This is a genomic window from Serratia plymuthica (assembly GCF_018336935.1).
In the GTDB taxonomy this organism is placed as follows: Bacteria; Pseudomonadota; Gammaproteobacteria; order Enterobacterales; family Enterobacteriaceae; genus Serratia; species Serratia plymuthica_B.
The window spans coordinates 1,266,882-1,286,446 of sequence record NZ_CP068771.1 but is presented as its reverse complement, the minus strand read 5'-3'; the positions used below and the strand labels follow the sequence as shown (position 1 = coordinate 1,286,446).

The following is a 19,565-nucleotide window of genomic DNA, read 5'->3' as shown; positions in this document are numbered from 1 at the left end:
ACATGAAAAATCTCACGCTGACACAGCGCCTGACGCTGATCTTCGCCCTGCTGCTGCTGCTCTGCAGCGCCTTCTCCGGCTGGCTGCAGGTGCGCAGCAACACCCAGTTCAGCCAGGCGACCATTCAACGGCTGTCCGGCAATCTGGCGCAGCATATCGCCGCCAGCAACCCGCTGCTGGGCCAGAACGGTTTGAACCCGCAGTCGGTGCATACTCTGTTCGATCAACTGATGGCGGTAAATCCCAGCGTAGAGGTCTATCTGCTCGACAAAGGGGGCAATATCATCGGCAACGCCGCGCCGGCCGGCCACCTGAAACGGCAAAAGGTCGACTTGTTGCCGCTGCAGGCGCTGCTCGACGGCGCACAGATGCCGGTGTACGGCGACGACCCGCGCAGCGCCGACGAAGAAAAAGTGTTCAGCGTCGCACCGCTGAAGGTTAACGGCCAGGTCGAAGGTTATCTGTATGTCGTACTGCTGGGCGAGAACTACAGCGCGCTGGCCAACAACGCCCAGTTAAGCTCGGCGGTCAGGATGGCGCTGTGGTCGATGGGGCTGGTGGTGCTGTTCGGCCTGCTGGCCGGCGGCTTCGCCTTCCGCTGGGTCACGCGGCCAATCCGCCAACTCACTCGCCAGGTCAGTGCGCTGGACAACGGCGGTATCGCCGCGGTGCAAGCCTATGCGGCGCAGCCGCTTCCCAACGCCGGGCGAGATGAAGTCAGCCAGTTGCAGCAGGCGTTTCGCAGCATGGCGCAGCGCCTTGCCGAACAGTGGCAGTCGCTCTCTCAGCAGGATCAGCAGCGGCGTGAATTTATCGCCAACATCTCTCACGACCTGCGCACCCCGCTCACCTCGCTGCACGGCTATCTGGAAACGCTGTCGGTAAAATCCGCCACGCTGAGCGAAAACGATCGCCGGCGCTATCTGGACATCGCGCTGGCGCAGAGTCGCAAGGTGGGCAAGCTGGCGCAAGAGCTGTTCGAGCTGGCGCGGCTCGAGTACGGCGTGGTGAAACCGCAAAAAGAGCCGTTCTCGCTCAGTGAACTGGTACAGGACGTTTTCCAGAAGTTCGAGCTGGCGACCGAAGCGCGCCACCAGCGCTTGCGCGCAGACATCGCCCCCGGCATTCCGCTGGTGTTCGCCGATCTGAGCATGATCGAACGGGTGCTGACCAACCTGTTGGACAACGCCATTCGCCATACGCCGCAGGGCGGTGAGATAGACGTGCGGCTGTGGCAACAGGAAGACAAAGTGCTGGTGCAGGTCAACGACAGCGGCCCCGGCATTCCGCAGGAGCTGCGCGCCGATCTGTTCGTGCGGCCGTCTATCCTGAGCGGGGCGCGACGCCACACCGGCGGGCTGGGGTTGATGATCGTCAGGCGTATTCTGCAGCTGCACGGCAGCGATATTCAGTTGGTGGATCAAGCGCAAAGCGGCGCCTGCTTCCGCTTCGCCATTGCGCCGCGCGAGTAGACGCCGGCGCTGAAGATTCAGCCGATGAATACGCGATAATAGCTTAGCCCGATGTTGGAAATATCAGGCTAAAGGTGATGCAGGCCGACGGGGGCTCGCCGGTGCAATGCACGCCGGCTTCACCGCCGTGCAGCGTCATAATGGCACGGACGATCGACAGCCCCAGCCCGCTGGCGTGATTACCGGCGCTGCGCGCGGCATCGGCGCGGTAAAAACGGTCAAACAGTTTGCTTAAATGAGCGGCGGCCAGCGGCGGCCCCTGATTGCTCACCTGAACCACCATCGCCCCGGCCTGGCGGTTAACCCGGAGCCATATCCGGCTGTTTTCGTCCGAGTAGCGCACGGCGTTGGCCACCAGATTGCTCAGCGCCCGCTGAAACAGCATGGCATCCGCCCGTAATACGCCTTCGCCTTCGCAGCACAACGTGATGCCGCGCTCCTCCGCCAACCCATCGAAATAGTCCGCCACACGCTGAAGCTCCTGCGCCACATCCAGGCGGCTATAGTTCAGCACCGCCTGCCCTTCCCCGGCGCGAGCCAGAAACAGAATGTTTTCCACCATGCGCGAAATGCGCTCCAGCTCGTCCATATTGTTCGACAACAGGGTTTCATATTCTTCCACGCTACGCGCTTGATACAACGCCACCTGACAATGGCCCATCAGCGCGCCCACCGGCGTGCGGATTTCATGCGCCAGATCGGCGGAGAATTGCGTCAGGCGCTGATAACCTTCATTCAGCCGATCGAGCATGGCATTAAACGAACGGGTCAGCTGTTGCAGTTCTTTCGGCGCCCCCTGCTCGCTCAGGCGGGTCGACAGCGTATTCGGCGTGATCACTGCCGCCTGCGCCGCCATGCGCCACAGCGGCCGCAACCCACGGCGCATCACCCAGTACCCCAGCAAGGCGATCAGAACAAACGCCACCGCCACGGCCGCCACAATTCGCCAAAGGTAACGCGCCAGCATCTTCTGTTCATTGACCATCACGTGGGCCGCCGAGATCTGCAGCAGGTTACCGTCATCCAGCCTCACCAGCGCCGATGCGACGCGCAACGGCACGCCTTGCGCCGTCTCCCCGCTTCGTATCGCACTCAGCAGCTGCGGCGCATCGGCCGGCGTCGGCGTAACGGGCGGCAGGATCAACCTGGCCGGATTAACGTTGATTAACGGTTTTTGCCCCGGCTGCTGAAAAATCAAAACGTCCTGTTCATTGCCCAGCATGTTTTCAAACAGGCCGGTATTGGCCACCAATCGATCGAGCGGAAAGCGCTGGCTCAGCAAATGGCGAAAATACGCCACCCGGCCGGTAACCTGGAAATCGCTGCGGATGGTCATCTCCTGACGCATCGCGCCATACAGATACCAGCCTGCGCCACTGACCACCAGCGCCGCCACCAACGCAAACAGCATGGCGCTGCGCAACGTCAGCGACAGGGTGCGCCAGCGTTGGGCCAAGGCGTTCATGAACGCGGCTCGCAGACATAGCCAATGCCGCGCACGGTATGGATCAGCTTGATATCGAACGGCCGGTCAATCTTGGCGCGCAGACGTTTGATCGCCACATCCACCACGTTGGTATCGCTGTCAAAATTCATGTCCCAGACCTGGGAAGCGATCAGGGTACGCGACAATACCTCGCCCTCGCGCCGCACCAACAGGTGCAACAGCATAAACTCCTTATTGGTCAGCGGGATCACCACATCCTGCCGCACCGCCTTGCGGCGCAATACGTCGAGTTGCAGATCGGCAAGGGTATAGTGATCGGCTTCACGCACCGTGCCGCGTCGCAGCAGCGTACGGATACGCAACAACAATTCCGTGAAAGAAAAGGGTTTAATCAGATAATCCTCGGCCCCCAACTCCAGGCCATGAATGCGATCCTGCACCCCGTCACGCGCAGTCAGAAACAGGATCGGCACGTCGCTTTTCTTGCGCAGCACTTCAATTATCTGCCAGCCGTCCAGCCCCGGCAGCATCACGTCGAGCACGATGGCGTCGTACCCATGCTCCAGCGCCCGGAACAACCCGTCAGTGCCGTTACGCGCCAGATCGACGCCGTACCCCGCCTCTCCCAGCCCTTTCTTCAGGTAATCACCCGTGCTGATGTCGTCTTCAACCACCAGTATCCGCATTGTCGTCACCTCATTGCACTTGCGGAAATATTAGCAGTTTCGGCGGACATTCTTGATGACATTAATGTCATCAAACGGACATGGTGCTGTCCCTATTGTTCAACCATGCTTAACCGGCAACCCATACAAAGGAGAACTTTATGATTACCCGTCATCGTTTTGCCGGTTTACTGCTGTCCACCCTGATGCTGTGCAGCGGTGTTGCCGCCGCCGCCCCGGCGCCGGGGAAAGTCATTGCCCCACTGCGCGGCACTATCGATCAGATCACCGACAACAGCCTGCAATTGACCGACCGTAAAGGGGAAAAGGTCAGCGTAAAAATCAACGATCAAACCAAGGTGTTCAGCGTTTCGAAAGGCACGCTGGAGGATATCAAGCCGGACAGCTTTATCGGCACCGCGGCCGTGCCGCAAGCGGATGGCACCCTGAAAGCGCTGGAAGTGCACGTGTTCGCCGCCAGCCTGCGCGGCACCGGCGAGGGCCACTCGGCCTGGGAATCCGCCGACGGCAAGGTAGACACCATGACCAACGGCACCGTCGGTAAACTGGTGAAATCCAACGGCCGCACCCTGACCGTGACCTACGGCAACCAGCAGAAAACCGTCACCGTGCCGGAAGACGTGCCGATCGTCACTCTGGATCCCGGCGACCGCAGCCTGTTGAAACCGGGCGCGCATATCGTGCTGTTCTCCGCCGCTGACGATAAAGGCGAACGCGTCGCCACCCGCATCTCCGCCGGCAAAGACGGCACCGTTCCGCCAATGTGATTCGGGAGAAAAAGATGACAACCAACGCGCCGCGGCCGGTGCATCGCTGGCCGGTTCGGATCACCCATTGGGTTAACCTGTTCGCCATGGTTTGCATGTTCATGAGCGGCTGGGAAATCTACAACGCTTCACCGCTGTTCGGCTTCCGCTTTCCACCGCAGATGACGCTCGGCGGCTGGCTGGGCGGCGCGATTGGCTGGCATCTGGCGGTGATGTGGCTGCTGGCCTTTAACGCACTGTGCTACCTGCTGTGGAGCCTGTTCAGCGGCCATTTCCGGCGCGATCTGCTGCCGCTCGGCATCGGCGCGCTGCGGCGCGATATCGGGCAGGCGCTGACGCTGCGTTTGAAGCATCAACATGGCCGCTATAACGCCATTCAGAAGTTGATGTACCTGGGCGTACTGTTACTGGGGCTGCTGCTGGTGCTCTCAGGACTGGCCATCTGGAAACCCGTGCAGCTACAAGGCCTGGTGCGCCTGTTCGGCGGGTTTGACACCGCGCGCTACGTGCACTTTTTCGCCATGTCCGCCATTGGGTTATTTGTGGTGATTCACCTGCTCATGGTGATTATCGTGCCACGCACGCTATGGGCAATGATTACGGGCGGCAAACATGAATGATAAACCACGGCGCCCTTCGACGCCGGCCCTGGAACCGGATCAGAAAAAACAGCTGGTCAATCTGCAACGTCGGCTGATGCTGCGCTCCGGCCTGACGCTGGGCGGCATCGCCATGCTGACCGGCTGCAACATGCAAGACGGCGATCAGGTGGATAAAGTGCTGTGGGCCATGTCGCGCTGGAACGATCGGGTGCAGGCCTGGCTGTTCAGCGGCCAGCGGCTGGCGCAAACCTATCGGCCGGATCAGATTACCCATCCCTTCCCGTTCAACGCGTTTTACCCCGAATACAACGTACCTGAGGTGGATCTCGCCGGTTATCGGCTGGAGGTTTCCGGCAAGGTGGAGAAAACCGTGCCCTGGACGCTGGAACAATTGCAGCGCCTGCCGCAGCAAAGCCAGATAACCCGATTGATCTGCATCGAGGGCTGGAGCGCCATCGGGCAATGGGGCGGCGTACCGCTGCGCAGCTTCCTGCAGCATGTCGGGGCGGATCTGAATGCCCGCTACGTCGGTTTTAAATGCGCGGATCGTTATTACTCCAGCATCGACATGGCCACGGCACTGCACCCGCAGACGCTGCTGGCGCTGGATTTCGGCGGCAAGGCGCTGCCGGCGGACTATGGCTACCCGTTGCGGCTGCGGGTGCCCACCAAGCTGGGCTTCAAGAACGCCAAGCATATCGCCGCCATTTTTGTCAGCGATACCAATCCCGGCGGCTACTGGGAAGATCAGGGTTATAACTGGTTTAGCGGTATTTAGTTTTCTGCGCAACACATCGACCGCCAAAGCCCCCTTTCTCCATCGGGGGCTCTGTTTAACTTCACTCTCTGGTCGTCATCAGCGTGATATCCGCCTGCAGGATCGCTTCGCGCGCCGTGGCAGGTAGGTTGCCATCGGTAATAATAGTGTCAAACACCGTAATCGGCAGCGCCAGATAGGTGGCTATTTTGCCGTATTTGGAGGCGTCGCTGAGCAGGATACAGCGGCGGCTGGCCTCGACAATGGCCTTCTTCACCATCACCTTGTCTTCATTCGGCGTCGACAGGCCGCGCATTCCCCATGACGAAGCGGAAATGAACGCCAGATCGATAAACAGCCCACGCAGTGCCTGAGCGGCCGCTTCGCCGACGCACGAACGGTTCTCGCGGCAGACAGTGCCGCCGGTATGAATGATCTTGCACTGACTATGTTCGATCAGATAGCCCGCGATCACGAAATCATTGGTGACCACCGTCAGATCTTCGCGCTCACTGATGTGCTTCGCCAGCGCCAGCGTGGTGGTGCCCGCATCCAGATAAAGGCAGCTGTTGGGCGGGATCTGCCGGGCAGCCAACTGACCGATGGCCGCCTTTTGTTGGCTGTACATCCCTTCTTTATCCTGATGAGAAGGTTCAATAGCGATCCGTTCAGCGGACTGTACCCCTCCCGACACCGCCAGTACCGCTCCCTGCTCCTCAAGCTTTTGCAGATCGCGGCGGATAGTCATGTGCGACACTCCCAGCCGCTCGGTCAGTTCAGCAATGCTGACCACCCCGCGTTCTGATACCAGCGCTAAAATTTGCTGATGGCGTTCTACAGGTATCACGATTCTCTCTCTTTATCGCAGTGATAATAATTGTGATTTTACGTCAATTATCGTTCGATGATAGCAACCTTTTTACAGGCCGTGAGATCGGTCATGTTATCGAATATTTTTTTAACTACTTTTAAAACAGCAAGATAAATAGAAATCACTCTTTTTCGTCGAATGTGTTCAGGCTGCGTTCAATGTTAATAATTGTGATGGCGATCGCTGACCCGGTGCGACAACCTGCTTATATTTAACACAACAAAACAAATATTAACTAAATTTAACACGAGGTTTGTATGACACAACCAGGGGATTTTGCAGTGTGCATCGTAGGACTAGGTTCCATGGGCTTGGGGGCGGCGAAGTCGTGCATCAACGCCGGGCTGACGACTTACGGCGTCGATCTTAACCCTCAAGCACTGGCCACCTTGCAGCAGGCCGGGGCGAAACAAGCAGCCACCAGCGCAGACGATTTCGCAGCCGAGTTGGATGCCCTGCTGCTGCTGGTGGTCAATGCCGCGCAGGTGAAACAGATCCTGTTCGGCGATAACGGCCTGGCGGCAAAATTGAAACCGAATACGCCGGTGATGGTCTCTTCCACCATTTCCGCAGCCGACGCCAGGCAGATCGAACAAAAGCTGCTGGCACTCGGCCTGAACATGCTGGATGCACCGGTTTCCGGCGGGGCGGCAAAGGCCGCGGAAGGCCAGATGACGGTAATGGCTTCCGGCGCAGACGCTACCTTCAGCCAGTTGCAACCTGTCCTGGACGCCATTGCCGGCAAGGTCTATCGCATTGGCGAAGAGATTGGTCTGGGAGCTACGGTGAAAATCATCCACCAACTGCTGGCGGGGGTACATATCGCCGCCGGAGCTGAAGCCATGGCGCTGGCTGCCCGCGCTGGCATCCCCCTGGACGTGATGTACGATGTCGTCACCCACGCCGCCGGCAATTCATGGATGTTCGAGAACCGCATGCGCCACGTCGTCGACGGCGACTATGCGCCAAAATCGGCGGTGGATATCTTCGTGAAGGATCTGGGGTTGGTGGCAGATACCGCCAAAGCGTTGCATTTCCCGCTGCCGCTGGCGTCTACCGCTTTCACTATGTTCACCGCCGCCAGTAATGCCGGTTTCGGTAAAGAGGACGACAGCGCAGTGATCAAAATCTTCGCCGGCATCAATCTGCCGCAAAAGAAGGAGAACGCATGATGCTGCTCGGCGTGATTGCAGATGATTTTACCGGCGCCACCGACATTGCCGGCTTTCTGGTGGAAAACGGCCTGTCGACGGTGCAGTTAAACGGCGTACCGCAAGAGACGGTGCGGGTCGACGCGCAGGCGGTAGTCATTAGCCTGAAATCAAGATCTTGCGAGCCATCGCAGGCGATTGAACAATCGTTACAGGCGCTGGCGTGGCTCAAGCGCCAGGGCTGCCGGCAATTTTATTTCAAGTATTGTTCGACCTTCGACAGCACCGCTCAAGGCAATATCGGCCCGGTGACCGACGCATTGCTTGAAGCGCTGGGCGAGAGTCAGACGGTGATCTCCCCGGCGCTCCCGGTCAACGGCCGTACCGTGTATCAGGGTTATCTGTTCGTGTTGGGGCAGCTGTTGTCGGAGTCCGGTATGCGCCATCACCCGGTTACGCCGATGACCGACAGCAACTTGCTGCGGCTGATGGAGGCGCAGGCTCAAGGGAAGTGTGGGTTGGTAACGGCCGCAGAAATGGATCGCGGTGCCGAAGCCGTGACGGAAAAGCTGCAGTTACTGGCGCAACAGGGTGTGCGCTATGTCGTGCTGGATACGCTGAATGAGCGGCACTTACTGACTCAGGGCGAAGCGCTGAAAAATATGACGCTGGTAACGGGCGGCTCCGGCCTGGCTATCGGCCTCGCACGTCAATGGGCTCAACCGGGGCAAGGCAGTCCGCAGAATGCGGGCGCCCCGCAGGGGGAAAAAGCGGTGGTACTTTCCGGCTCCTGCTCCGTCATGACCAATCAACAGGTCGCACGATACCGTCAGCAGGCTCCTGCCATGGCTATCGACGTGGCACGTTGCCTGACCGAGGCCGACCGCACGATGTATGTCAAAGAACTGGCCGACTGGGTGCAGCAGCAGGCGAACGCGCCATTGGCTCCGCTGCTGTATGCCACCGCAGAGCCTGAAAAACTGCGGCAGGTGCAGCAACAATACGGGATGGCAGCCACCAGTCAGGCGGTAGAGTCGCTGTTTGCCGGGGTGGTTAAACAGCTCCGGCAACATGGATTCAGCCGCTTTATCGTTGCCGGCGGCGAAACTTCCGGTGTGGTGACGCAGGCGCTGGGCATTCGCGGCTTCCATATCGGCCCCAGTATCTCTCCCGGCGTACCTTGGGTTCGCGCCATCGAACAACCGGTTTCACTGGCCCTTAAGTCGGGCAACTTTGGCGATGAAAACTTCTTCGCACGGGCGCAAACGGAGTTCCCATTATGACAATCACGACTGAACAACAGGCACGCGAAGAGATGGTGCGCCTGGGGGCCTCATTCTTCCAGCGCGGTTACGCCACCGGTTCTGCCGGTAACCTTTCGTTGCTGCTGGCGGACGGCACGCTACTGGCGACGCCGACAGGATCTTGTTTGGGCGAACTGCAAGCCGAGCGTTTGTCGAAAGTCAGTCTGAACGGCGAATGGCTGTCCGGCGATAAACCGTCGAAAGAGATCAGCTTTCACCGGGCGCTGTATCTGAATAACCCGGAATGCAAAGCGGTGGTCCATCTGCACTGTACCTACCTCACGGCGCTGTCGTGCCTGCAAGGGTTGGACGTCGAGAACGCGATCAAACCCTTTACCCCTTATGTGGTGATGCGGGTCGGCGAAGTGCCGGTGGTCCCTTACTACCGCCCCGGCGATCTGCGGCTGGCGGAGGATTTGGCCAAACTGGCACCGACCCACCGAGCCTTTTTGCTGGCCAATCACGGCCCGGTGGTGACGGGGAAAGATCTGCGAGCGGCAGCAGACAATACCGAAGAAATGGAGGATGCGGCCAAGCTGATTTTCACCCTCGGCGACCGCCCTATACGTTATTTGACCGATGACGAAATTACCGAGTTACGGAGCTGAACCATGCCTAAATTTGCTGCCAATTTATCGATGATGTTCAACGAGCTGCCGTTTTTGGCGCGGTTCGAGGCCGCGGCCGCACAAGGTTTTAACGCCGTGGAGTTCCTGTTTCCCTACGACTATCCGGCCGCGCTGCTGGCGGAAAAATTGCGCAGCAACGGTTTGCAGCAGGTGCTGTTCAATACCGCTCCCGGCAATGTCGAAGCCGGTGAGTGGGGGTTGGCGGCAATACCGGGCCGCCAGCAAGAGGCGCGCGCGGATATCGACCGCGCCCTGACCTACGCCATTGCACTGAACTGCCCCAGCGTACATGTGATGGCCGGCGTCGTTCCCCCAGGCGAAGACTGGCAGCGCTACCGTGATACCTTTATCGACAATATCCGCTATGCTGCGGACAGCTTCGCCAACCACGGCGTCAAGGTGCTGATCGAAGCGCTCAGCCCAGCGGTCAAACCCCATTACCTGTTCTCCAGCCAACACCAGGCGGCAGAGCTGCTCGAAGCCATCGATCGACCGAACGTCTTCGTTCAGTTCGACTTTTTCCATGCCCAACTGGTGGACGGCAACATCAGCGGACTGATGCACTCCCTGGCCAGACGCTACGCTCATATTCAGATTGCCTCGGTGCCGGATCGCCATGAACCGGATGACGGCGAACTGAACTACCCGTGGCTGTTCGCCCAACTGGATGCCATCGGCTATCGAGGCTGGATCGGTTGTGAATATCGCCCGCGCGGCGAGACCTGCGCCGGGCTGGGTTGGATAAAACCTTACCTGTAAGAGGCCGGTCTACCAGCCGCTAGCCTGCAACGACATAAAAATTAAACTCACCCGTATCGCCCACCGGCGATCGCGGTGCCTGACTCTTACCCGAATAAGGCTATTCCATGTCTACTTCTATGCTTTTGACGATTGCCGTATTAGGTGTGGTGCTGCTCCTGCTGATGGTCATAAAGGCCAAGATCCAACCCTTTGTCGCCCTGTTGGTGGTCAGCCTGCTGGTGGCGTTGGCCAGCGGCATTCCTACCGGTGAAGTAATGAAAGTGATGACCGCCGGAATGGGCGGCGTACTGGGTTCGGTGACCATTATCATCGGTTTGGGCGCCATGCTCGGCCGAATGATCGAGCATTCCGGCGGCGCAGAATCGCTGGCCCAACGCTTCAGCAAGGCTTTGGGGCCAAAGCGCACCGTTGCCGCACTGACCACCGCCGCATTTATTCTCGGCATCCCGGTCTTTTTCGACGTCGGCTTTATCATCCTGGCACCGATCATCTACGGTTTTGCCAAGGTCGCTAAAGTTTCACCGCTGAAGTTCGGTCTGCCGATGGCCGGCGTGATGCTGACGGTGCACGTCGCCCTGCCGCCGCATCCCGGCCCGGTCGCCGCTGCCGGATTGTTGAACGCTGACATCGGCTGGCTGACCATTATCGGCCTCGCGATCTGCATTCCGGTAGGCGTTATCGGCTATTTTGCGGCGAAGTGGTTAAACCGCAAAACCTATCCGCTGTCGATCGAGGTGCTGGAACAGTTGCAACTGGCGGCACCGGAACCGGCGCCTGAAGGCAAAGCGCCGTTAAGCGATCGCATCAATCCACCTGGTGCCGGCCTGGTGGCCGCGCTGATCGTAATCCCGATAGCAATCATCATGCTGGGCACCGTTTCCGCCACGCTGCTCGCACCGGGTTCGGCGTTGCGCGATACATTGTCGCTGCTCGGCGCACCGGCGGTGGCGTTAATGATTGCCCTGCTGCTGGCGTTCTATTTTCTGGCGATGCGTCGCGGCTGGAGCCTGCAGCATACCAGCGACGTCATGGGCGCGGCGCTGCCTACTGCCGCCGTGGTGATCCTGGTGACCGGCGCGGGCGGCGTGTTCGGTAAAGTCCTGGTGGAATCCGGCGTTGGCAAAGCCTTGGCCGATGTCCTGACCACCATCGGCCTGCCGTTGATTCCGGCGGCCTTTATCATCTCGCTGGCTCTGCGTGCCTCACAAGGATCTGCCACAGTGGCTATCCTGACGACCGGGGGTTTGCTGTCGGAAGCGGTCAGCGGACTGAATCAGCTACAACTGGTGCTGGTCACTCTCGCCACCTGCTTCGGCGGACTGGGCTTGTCGCATGTGAATGACTCCGGTTTTTGGATCGTCACCAAATACCTCGGCATGTCGGTCGCCGATGGCCTGAAAACCTGGACGGTACTGACCACACTACTCGGCCTGAGCGGTTTCCTGTTTACCTGGTTGCTGTGGCTGGCGGTGTAATTTCTCTGGCATACTGCACAGACCGCTTTTGGTTCTGTGCAGGAAAAAACAATGCCGCTTATCACCACCGCCCCACCGCTGCTGACCGAACGTTTACGCCTGGATGCGCATACACTTGACGACTTTGAATCGCTGGCCGCCATGTGGGCCGATCCCGAGGTGGTGCGCTATATCGGCGGCACCCCAAGGGATGGTGAAGACTCCTGGGGCCGCCTGATGCGTTACGTCGGCCACTGGGCGCTATTAGGTTATGGCTACTGGGCGGTACGCGATAAAATCAGCGGCGCTTATCTTGGCGGCATCGGTTTTTCCGACTTCCAGCGCACTATTACCCCGGCGCTCGACGCCCCGGAGATGGGCTGGACGCTGGTTACGGCGGCTCAAGGCAAAGGGTATGCCACCGAAGCGTTGCGGGCGGCGTTGGCCTGGGGGAAAGAGCACTTACCCAGCGATAAGGCGGTATGCATTATCTCGCCGGAGAACCAGCCTTCGCTGGCATTGGCGAGAAAAGTCGGTTTTAGCGAAAGTCACCGCAGTGAATACCACCAGAAGCCGATTGTGGTGATGCACTGCTCCTTATGAACGAGGGCTTTAAGGCACCTGCACCGTCGCCAGCGCAACCTGAATAAAATTATCCCGCAACGCGTCGGGTTGCTGCGGGTTCCAGGCAATGCCCACCTGCCATTCGGTCGCCTCACCGCTTAACGGCAAGATATCGATGCCCGTCGGCACAATATGGGTGACGCTGTGCGGCAACAGCGCCACGCCAATGCCCGCGGCGACCAACGCCAGCAGCGTCTGGATGTCGCCGGCCTGCTGCACCACATTCGGCGTCAATTGATGCGCGGCAATAAAGCGCAACGACTGATCGCTCAGACCGCGCCCGCGTTTTGGCGTCAGTTGCAACAGCGGCAACGAGTTAAATCGCGCCATCAGGGTTTCCGCTCGCAGCGCCAGCGCCGATGGCGCCGCCAATACCAGCCGATCGCTCAGCAATGCCGTGGCCCGCAACGGCGCACTGACCGGTAACCGCACGAACCCCACCTGCAATTCGCCCTGCAATAACAGCTGATATTGCCGCTCCGAAGGCAAATCCTCCAACCCCACGGCAACCGCGGGAAAACGTTGGCGGAAGGCGGCGACCAACTGCGGCGCCAAATGGAAGCTGGACAGGCCAAACCCGAGCGCCAGCCGCCCCGCAGCCCCTTGCACCACCCGCAGAGCGTGCTGCTGAAACTGCAGATGCCGATCGACCAACGCCTGGGCTTCGGGATACAACCGCTGCCCGCTGGCGGTAAGCTGAGCGCCCTGACGGCCACGGTTAAACAGCCGGGTCCCCAGCAGTGTTTCCAGCGCCTGTATCTGTTTGCTCAACGCCGGCTGAGTGATGCACAGCCGCTCCGCGGCCAGGCGATAATTACCCTGTTCGACCAGCACCACGAAGGCGCGCAGTTGTTTTATATCCATTCCACCAGGTTATCGATTCAGGAATTTAATTGATTATACAGTAATCAATATGCCTGCTGTAATCAACGCAAGATAACAGCCAAAGGTAACCTTATGACAACCTCTCTGCGCGCCGCGACGGTGCAATTTCAGCATCGCGCCAATGATAAAAACTACAACCTGTCGGTGATGGAGGGCTTTATCGCCCGCGCCGCCGCCGAACAGATCCAGGTATTAACCTTTCCGGAAATGTGCATTACCGGCTACTGGCACGTAAGGCACCTCAGCGCCGGCGAAATTGGCGCGCTGGCGGAACCTATCGCCGACAGCCCTTCGCTGGCGCGCATTCGTCCGTTGGCGGAACGCTATAATATGGCAATCGGCGTCGGGTTGATCGAGTTGGGCGAGGATGGCAACTATTACAACGCCTACGCCGTATGCCTGCCCGACGGCGCCCTTCACGTCCACCGCAAACTGCACGCCTTTGAACATGAGGCGATAGCCAGCGGCGACAGCTTTACCGTGTTCGATACTCCCTGGGGGGTGCGGATGGGCGTTCTGATTTGCTGGGACAATAACTTGGTGGAAAACGTACGCGCTACCACCCTGCTGGGAGCGGACGTGCTGCTGGCACCGCACCAGACAGGTGGCACCCACTCGCGCAGCCCACACGGCATGAAACCGATCCCGCTGGCGCTATGGCAGCAGCGCAAAGACCATCCGGCGGCGATAGAAGAAGCCTTTCGGGGCGAACATGGCCGTGGCTGGCTGATGCGCTGGTTACCGGCGCGCGCACATGACAACGGCCTGTTTATTCTGTTCAGCAACGGCGTGGGTCGCGATGACGACGAAGTGCGCACAGGCAACGCGATGATCCTTGATCCCTATGGCCGTATTCTGGCGGAGACCTGGGCGGCAGAAGATAACATGGTGATCGCCGATCTCGATCTGTCGCTGATCCCGCTCAGCACCGGGCGCCGCTGGATCCAGGGTCGTCGGCCGGCGTTATATGACATCCTTACGGAACCGCAGGGTTACGAGCGCGATGCCCGGAGCGCCCGCTTCTCGTCGCAACCGACGCAAAAACTGGGTAAATAGCGCCGAATTTCAGGCAAAAAAAATCCGCCCGAAGGCGGATTTTTATCCGGTACGGCCAACTGCGCCGTACGCTCACGCCCGCAGGCATGGAGAAATCTTAGAAACGGTAGCCTACGCCAACCATCCAGGTGCCAACGTCAACACTGCGGATGCGGCTCTGCTCGTAACCTACGTCCAGAGCAACTTCCTGGATTGGGTTGAACTGCAGACCAGCGCCGTAAGTGAAGCCGTAGTCGCTGTTGCCGTTACGATCGGTGCCATCTTGTGCATTATCGATGTTTTTGCCGTAGCCAACACCAACTACACCGTAGATGCTTGCCCAGTCGTTGAAACGGTAAGCTGGACCGGCAGTGATAGAGTTGTACTGCGCTTTACCGTAGTAACCGTCTTGAGAACCGTTCTTTTCCAGATGGGTAAAGGAACCGATCACGCCCAGTGGGCTGTTGTCGAACTCGTAACGGTACTTCAGGTTGAAACCGTCGGCTTTGTTGGCAACGCCTTGGAAGTCACCCTGCGCATAGCCAGCGGATACGGTGCTCTGACCAGCGAATGCGGTACCTGCGGTTACTGCTAATACACAGGCTGCTACTGCGGAAAGACATGCAATTTTTTTCATAACCACCTCAAACGCGTTATATTTTTAAGTAAATCCATTTGTTCATGCATTGAAAATATAGCAAAAATTAGCGTGAAACTCTGCCTTAAAATGAGTGTCTAACGCTTTATATCGTGTAACATAAGATTTCAAGAACAGTGTATCTGCTTCTTTTCGCTCTATTTTCGAGCCGCATTCTACTCGTTTGTGTGACAACAATCACCTATTTAATATCCAGACAATTCCGAAATAAATGCGCATTTTTTGACCACATCTGCTTGTTTGGTGCAGGAAGGTGGCAGCTTTTATCGTTTTGTACGCTTTTCGCAGACACATTTGCCCCATTTCATTTACACTGCCCTCATCCGGATTTCGACTGTCTTCCCAAGGCTGTGGAAGGCGAACAAAAGGCTCATAAGGATGTCTGCGTCTACACCCGCTAAAGCGCCTTCCGCGCTGCTCCCCATCTGTTTGCTGGTCATCGCCATGGTATCGATCCAGGGCGGCGCCTCGCTGGCCAAAAGCCTGTTTCCGCTGGTCGGCGCGGAAGGGATCACTACCCTGCGCCTCAGCATCGGCACCTTGATTCTGTTTATTATCTTCCGCCCATGGCGCATGCGTTTCGCCGCCGGCAGCCGCCTGCCGCTGCTGGTCTATGGCCTGGCGTTGGGCGCCATGAATTACCTGTTTTACCTTTCGCTGCGCACCCTGCCGCTCGGTATCGCCGTGGCGCTGGAGTTCACCGGGCCGCTGGCGGTCGCCATGTTTTCCTCACGCCGCGCGATCGACTTTTTATGGGTAGCGCTGGCGTTGGTCGGGTTGTGGTTCCTGTTGCCACTTGGCCATGATATGGGCAGCATCGACCCGTTTGGCGCAGCTTGTGCGCTTGGCGCAGGCGCCTGCTGGGCGGTCTATATTATTTTTGGCCAGAAGGCCGGCGGCGATCACGGGCCGGGCACGGTGGCGGTCGGTTCGCTGATAGCCGCTTTGGTATTCTGCCCGATTGGGGCCTGGCAAGCCGGTAGCGTATTGCTGAATGTCGATATTCTGCCCACGGCGCTGGCGGTCGCGATCCTCTCCACCGCACTGCCTTATTCGCTGGAGATCATCGCGCTGCCCAAAATCCCGGCGCGCACCTTCGGCACGCTGATGAGCCTGGAGCCGGCAATGGCGGCGCTTTCCGGCATGCTGTTCCTTAATGAGCACCTGACAGTCGCGCAATGGCTGGCTCTGGCGGCGATTATCACGGCATCGATGGGCTCGACTCTGACCATCAAATCCAAACCGCAAATCGAAAAACTGTCCTGAAAATCGGAGACGCCCACATTTGTCAGAAGCGCAATGCCGGGGGTTATCGAGAAAGCGGGGGTGAACGCGCATTGCATTACAGCCTGCTGCCGTAACCGATTACCCTTGGGGCAAAGAACGAATAAACCTCAGGGTCTGCCTGGGTGAACGCAGCCGAATAAAACGGATGTGTCCATACCGGGCATCATTCATATCGTCGAGGTAACCGGTCCGGTTTTTACGGTAGGTTTTGAGAGTCCACAGAATTATCGAATCGCGGCTGAAAAAAGAGCGGCGAAAACTCTCGCGATTCCCGGTGTCGGGCCACAATTCAGTGCGGGTCCAGGCGCGCATGGCTGCACGGCGCACAGCCTGAAACAACGTGCGGCAGAACCCGTAGTCCACCCACACGACCCAATCGACCTCACGCCATTTGAGCGATTTGGTTCGGGTATAATTGCCGTCCAGCACCCAGCCGCTGTCCGCATCGCCCAATACCTGTGCGAGACGGGCCAAAAACTCGTCATCCGGCGTGCCTTGCCAGTCCCGCCGCCAAAACAGCGTATCCAGTTCGATATAAGGAACGGCAAATTTCTCTGCCAACTGACGCGCCACCGTGCTTTTGCCACTGCCGCTGGTTCCCACTACGTTAATTTTCATAGGATTATAGCGATAAATAATGAGGAGAAATTATTTTAACCAGATGTTATCAAGCTATCAACCTGAATTGACAGTCAATTAACGTGCTGGAAAAATAATTAACCGTTAAAAACACACTCTTATTGAAAATAAAAACCCTAACGCTAATCGCCCTCACACATCAATTATCCCCCTTGTTCTCCTCACACTTCCCAATCAAAACAAAAACCATATAATTCAATTAATTATAAAAACAAAAGGTAGGAAAATAGTATTTTCACTTTTAATTCCCATTTTCCATTCGTTATGACCTATTTATCCAATAGCCATTTTTTGTGCTGCAAGAACGAATATGGCTGCTATAATTACCTCCGTGACCAAAATAGGACAACGACCCAAAAAGAGGATATCTGATATGAGTACCGCTAAACTGGTGAAAACGAAATCTTCTGATCTGCTTTACACCCGTAATGACATGGACGAAAAAACGAAACTGGCCGCGATCAAGGCCCTGAACCATCAGGTCGTGCAGTTTATTGACCTGTCGTTGATCACCAAACAGGCACACTGGAATATGCGCGGCGCCAACTTTATTGCCGTCCATGAAATGCTGGACGGGTTCCGCACCGCGATCATCGATCATCAGGATACCTTCGCCGAGCGCGTAGTGCAGTTGGGCGGCGTGGCGCTGGGTACCGTGCAGGTGGTAAACGATAAAACCCCTCTGAAAAGCTACCCAACCAACATCCACAGCGTGCAAGAACATCTGAAAGCCTTGGCGGATCGCTATGGCGCAGTGGCGAACGACATCCGCAAAGCCATCTCCGAAGTGGAAGATGAAGACACTGCCGATATGTTCACTGCGGCATCACGCGATCTGGACAAATTCCTGTGGTTTATCGAATCCAATATTGAATAACCCCGGGTAAGGGCTATCCCCCACCCCGCATCGCGGGGTTTAAACAGGCTGCGGGCTTTTTCCCGGCCTGTTTTTCTTTTTGTGCCGCTTGAATTGCTCAAAAAAACGCCCATAGTAGGTTTAATCAGAGAGCGACCGGTGGCGTTATCTGCAGAGGAATGCGGCGAAGACACCGAAGCGAGGTCACCATGGCAAACGGATGGGCGGCGGATGGCGCCGTACAGGATCAAATCGACTCCACCGTTGATGACGCTGTGCAACGTGCACGACATGCACTGGGTCAAGGTGAAAGCGAACGTTATTGTCAGGAATGCGGCGAAGAGATCCCTCTGGCGCGCCGCCAGGCGTTAAAAGGCGTCCGCTATTGTCTGGCCTGCCAAGCCGAACAGGACAAAAAACAGGCCGACGGCGGCTTATATAACCGGCGCGGAAGCAAAGACAGCCAGTTGCGCTAAGGTAGCGGCCAATCAAGAGCGCCGGCTTCTGAAACCATTTTCTGTACTTATCGAACACTCCTGCACCATATGCAACAATCGTGAATCATAAAAGTTAGAGTTAGTTATCAATATTGAAGCGAAACTGTTAACTATCGGTTGTTTCACCCCCATTATTTGGTTAATGATAGGCCGATGCACCAGCACGAAACCCAAAGCACCATTTTGGGGCCTCAATTTGGTGCATAAAAATAATAATACGCCTTTGCGGCACAACATCGCATCACAACTCTTTGTTTTTATAGTAGTTGCAAACATGGCACGATTTTTTCATGGCACCAACTGCAATATAAAAAATGGGTAATCCGCAACCTGTACAGGAAATTCCTCATATGAAGTCAATTTTCAAAGTCTCCCTGGCCGCACTTTCGCTGGCTTTTGCCGTAAGCTCTCACGCAGCAGATAAACTGGTCGTCGCAACCGATACCGCATTCGTTCCTTTTGAATTCAAACAAGGCGACAAATACGTTGGCTTCGATATCGACCTGTGGGCCGCGATCGCTAAAGAACTGAAACTGGATTACACCCTGAAACCTATGGATTTCAGCGGTATTATCCCGGCGCTGCAAACCAAAAACATCGATTTGGCGCTGGCGGGCATCACCATCACCGAAGAACGTAAAAAAGCCATCGAGTTCTCCGACGGTTATTACAAAAGCGGCCTGTTGGTTATGGTTAATGCCAACGACAACAGCGTGAAAAGCGTGAAGGATCTGGACGGTAAAGTGGTGGCGGTGAAGAGCGGCACCGGCTCGGTGGATTACGCCAAGCAGAACATCAAAACCAAAGATCTGCGTCAGTTCCCGAACATCGATAACGCTTATATGGAACTGGGTACCAAGCGCGCCGATGCGGTACTGCACGACACACCAAACATCCTGTACTTCATTAAAACCGCAGGCGCAGGCAAGTTCAAAACCGTCGGCGAATCACTGGAAGCTCAGCAATACGGCATCGCCTTCCCGAAAGGCAGTGACGAGCTGCGCGTGAAGGTGAACGGCGCGTTGAAAACGCTGCGCGACAACGGCACCTACAACGAAATCTACAAAAAATGGTTCGGTACCGAGCCTAAATAACGGCTGAAGCCAGCCATTGTTTAACTTGAGCACAGGGGTTGTGCCTTAGCCCCTGCGCTTTGTTGTATCTGATTCCCAGCGTTGGGAT

Annotated in this window: 21 protein-coding genes; 15 read left to right on the top strand and 6 right to left on the bottom strand. The window is 57.3% G+C overall.

Features of this window, described 5'->3' with window-relative positions:
• The first annotated feature begins 2 nt into the window (after positions 1–2).
• Complete coding sequence (locus JK621_RS06170) at positions 3–1,472, top strand: HAMP domain-containing sensor histidine kinase (RefSeq protein ID WP_212559056.1); 1,470 nt, start codon at positions 3–5, stop codon at positions 1,470–1,472.
• Positions 1,473–1,515: 43 nt separating this feature from the next.
• Here the strand turns inward: JK621_RS06170 and JK621_RS06165 are convergent, their stop codons facing one another.
• Together JK621_RS06165 and JK621_RS06160 are read right to left on the bottom strand one after the other, a co-directional pair.
• The gene (locus JK621_RS06165) at positions 1,516–2,937 is read right to left on the bottom strand and encodes a heavy metal sensor histidine kinase (protein ID WP_212559055.1); all 1,422 of its coding nucleotides are present in this window, start codon (positions 2,935–2,937) and stop codon (positions 1,516–1,518) included.
• Positions 2,934–3,605, bottom strand: coding sequence for a heavy metal response regulator transcription factor (locus tag JK621_RS06160; protein ID WP_212559054.1), 672 nt, complete (start codon positions 3,603–3,605; stop codon positions 2,934–2,936). The genes JK621_RS06165 and JK621_RS06160 overlap by 4 nt, the downstream gene beginning before the upstream one ends.
• A 140-nt stretch (positions 3,606–3,745) precedes the next feature.
• On the opposite strand from JK621_RS06160, the gene JK621_RS06155 reads away from it, so the two are divergent.
• From JK621_RS06155 to JK621_RS06145, 3 genes are read left to right on the top strand one after another with little or no spacing between them, the layout of a single operon-like run.
• Complete coding sequence (locus tag JK621_RS06155) at positions 3,746–4,372, top strand: hypothetical protein (RefSeq protein WP_212559053.1); 627 nt, start codon at positions 3,746–3,748, stop codon at positions 4,370–4,372.
• A gap of 14 nt (positions 4,373–4,386) precedes the next feature.
• Positions 4,387–4,992, top strand: coding sequence for a cytochrome b/b6 domain-containing protein (locus JK621_RS06150; protein WP_212559052.1), 606 nt, complete (start codon positions 4,387–4,389; stop codon positions 4,990–4,992).
• Entirely contained in the window at positions 4,985–5,752 is a 768-nt protein-coding gene (locus JK621_RS06145; protein ID WP_212559051.1) for a molybdopterin-dependent oxidoreductase, read from the top strand. The genes JK621_RS06150 and JK621_RS06145 overlap by 8 nt, the downstream gene beginning before the upstream one ends.
• A gap of 61 nt (positions 5,753–5,813) precedes the next feature.
• Here the strand turns inward: JK621_RS06145 and ygbI are convergent, their stop codons facing one another.
• Positions 5,814–6,578, bottom strand: a complete 765-nt coding sequence (gene ygbI / locus JK621_RS06140) for a DNA-binding transcriptional repressor YgbI (protein ID WP_212559050.1) — start codon at positions 6,576–6,578, stop codon at positions 5,814–5,816.
• A 281-nt stretch (positions 6,579–6,859) separates the two neighbouring features.
• Here ygbI and ltnD point away from each other — a divergent pair, with 281 nt between their 5' ends.
• From ltnD to JK621_RS06110, 6 genes are all read left to right on the top strand, one after another.
• The gene (gene ltnD / locus JK621_RS06135) at positions 6,860–7,774 is read left to right on the top strand and encodes an L-threonate dehydrogenase (RefSeq protein ID WP_212559049.1); all 915 of its coding nucleotides are present in this window, start codon (positions 6,860–6,862) and stop codon (positions 7,772–7,774) included.
• Positions 7,774–9,036: a 3-oxo-tetronate kinase gene (gene otnK, locus JK621_RS06130; protein WP_283249355.1), complete on the top strand. Its 1,263-nt coding sequence runs from the start codon at positions 7,774–7,776 to the stop codon at positions 9,034–9,036. Before ltnD ends, otnK begins: the two co-directional genes overlap by 1 nt.
• Positions 9,033–9,665, top strand: a complete 633-nt coding sequence (gene otnC, locus JK621_RS06125) for a 3-oxo-tetronate 4-phosphate decarboxylase (RefSeq protein ID WP_212559047.1) — start codon at positions 9,033–9,035, stop codon at positions 9,663–9,665. Before otnK ends, otnC begins: the two co-directional genes overlap by 4 nt.
• A 3-nt stretch (positions 9,666–9,668) precedes the next feature.
• A complete protein-coding gene (locus tag JK621_RS06120) occupies positions 9,669–10,445 on the top strand; it encodes an HPr family phosphocarrier protein (protein ID WP_212559046.1) in 777 nt (258 codons plus the stop codon).
• Positions 10,446–10,552: 107 nt separating this feature from the next.
• Positions 10,553–11,923, top strand: a complete 1,371-nt coding sequence (locus JK621_RS06115) for a GntP family transporter (RefSeq protein WP_212559045.1) — start codon at positions 10,553–10,555, stop codon at positions 11,921–11,923.
• Between the two features lie 51 nt (positions 11,924–11,974).
• The gene (locus JK621_RS06110; RefSeq protein WP_212559044.1) at positions 11,975–12,505 is read left to right on the top strand and encodes a GNAT family N-acetyltransferase; all 531 of its coding nucleotides are present in this window, start codon (positions 11,975–11,977) and stop codon (positions 12,503–12,505) included.
• Positions 12,506–12,514: 9 nt separating this feature from the next.
• On the opposite strand, the gene JK621_RS06105 is transcribed toward JK621_RS06110, so the two are convergent.
• Entirely contained in the window at positions 12,515–13,390 is an 876-nt protein-coding gene (locus tag JK621_RS06105; RefSeq protein WP_212559043.1) for a LysR family transcriptional regulator, read from the bottom strand.
• A gap of 93 nt (positions 13,391–13,483) precedes the next feature.
• Between JK621_RS06105 and JK621_RS06100 the strand changes: the two genes are divergently transcribed.
• On the top strand, positions 13,484–14,467 hold the full coding sequence (locus tag JK621_RS06100) for a nitrilase family protein (protein ID WP_212559042.1): 984 nt from the start codon (positions 13,484–13,486) through the stop codon (positions 14,465–14,467).
• Between the two features lie 97 nt (positions 14,468–14,564).
• On the opposite strand, the gene ompX is transcribed toward JK621_RS06100, so the two are convergent.
• Positions 14,565–15,083, bottom strand: a complete 519-nt coding sequence (gene ompX / locus JK621_RS06095) for an outer membrane protein OmpX (protein WP_126481313.1) — start codon at positions 15,081–15,083, stop codon at positions 14,565–14,567.
• 399 nt (positions 15,084–15,482) lie between these two features.
• Between ompX and rhtA the strand changes: the two genes are divergently transcribed.
• Positions 15,483–16,370, top strand: a complete 888-nt coding sequence (gene rhtA / locus JK621_RS06090; protein ID WP_212559041.1) for a threonine/homoserine exporter RhtA — start codon at positions 15,483–15,485, stop codon at positions 16,368–16,370.
• A gap of 99 nt (positions 16,371–16,469) precedes the next feature.
• Here the strand turns inward: rhtA and JK621_RS06085 are convergent, their stop codons facing one another.
• Positions 16,470–17,009 (bottom strand): shikimate kinase, encoded by a 540-nt coding sequence (locus JK621_RS06085; RefSeq protein ID WP_212559040.1) that lies wholly within the window; start codon positions 17,007–17,009, stop codon positions 16,470–16,472.
• Positions 17,010–17,403: 394 nt separating this feature from the next.
• Here JK621_RS06085 and dps point away from each other — a divergent pair, with 394 nt between their 5' ends.
• The 3 genes from dps to glnH all read left to right on the top strand — a co-directional run bounded on the left by dps (position 17,404) and on the right by glnH (position 19,477).
• Positions 17,404–17,907: a DNA starvation/stationary phase protection protein Dps gene (gene dps / locus JK621_RS06080; RefSeq protein WP_212559039.1), complete on the top strand. Its 504-nt coding sequence runs from the start codon at positions 17,404–17,406 to the stop codon at positions 17,905–17,907.
• A gap of 188 nt (positions 17,908–18,095) precedes the next feature.
• A complete protein-coding gene (locus tag JK621_RS06075) occupies positions 18,096–18,362 on the top strand; it encodes a DksA/TraR family C4-type zinc finger protein (RefSeq protein ID WP_212559038.1) in 267 nt (88 codons plus the stop codon).
• A gap of 371 nt (positions 18,363–18,733) precedes the next feature.
• Positions 18,734–19,477, top strand: a complete 744-nt coding sequence (gene glnH, locus JK621_RS06070; protein WP_126481301.1) for a glutamine ABC transporter substrate-binding protein GlnH — start codon at positions 18,734–18,736, stop codon at positions 19,475–19,477.
• The last annotated feature ends 88 nt before the right edge of the window (positions 19,478–19,565 follow it).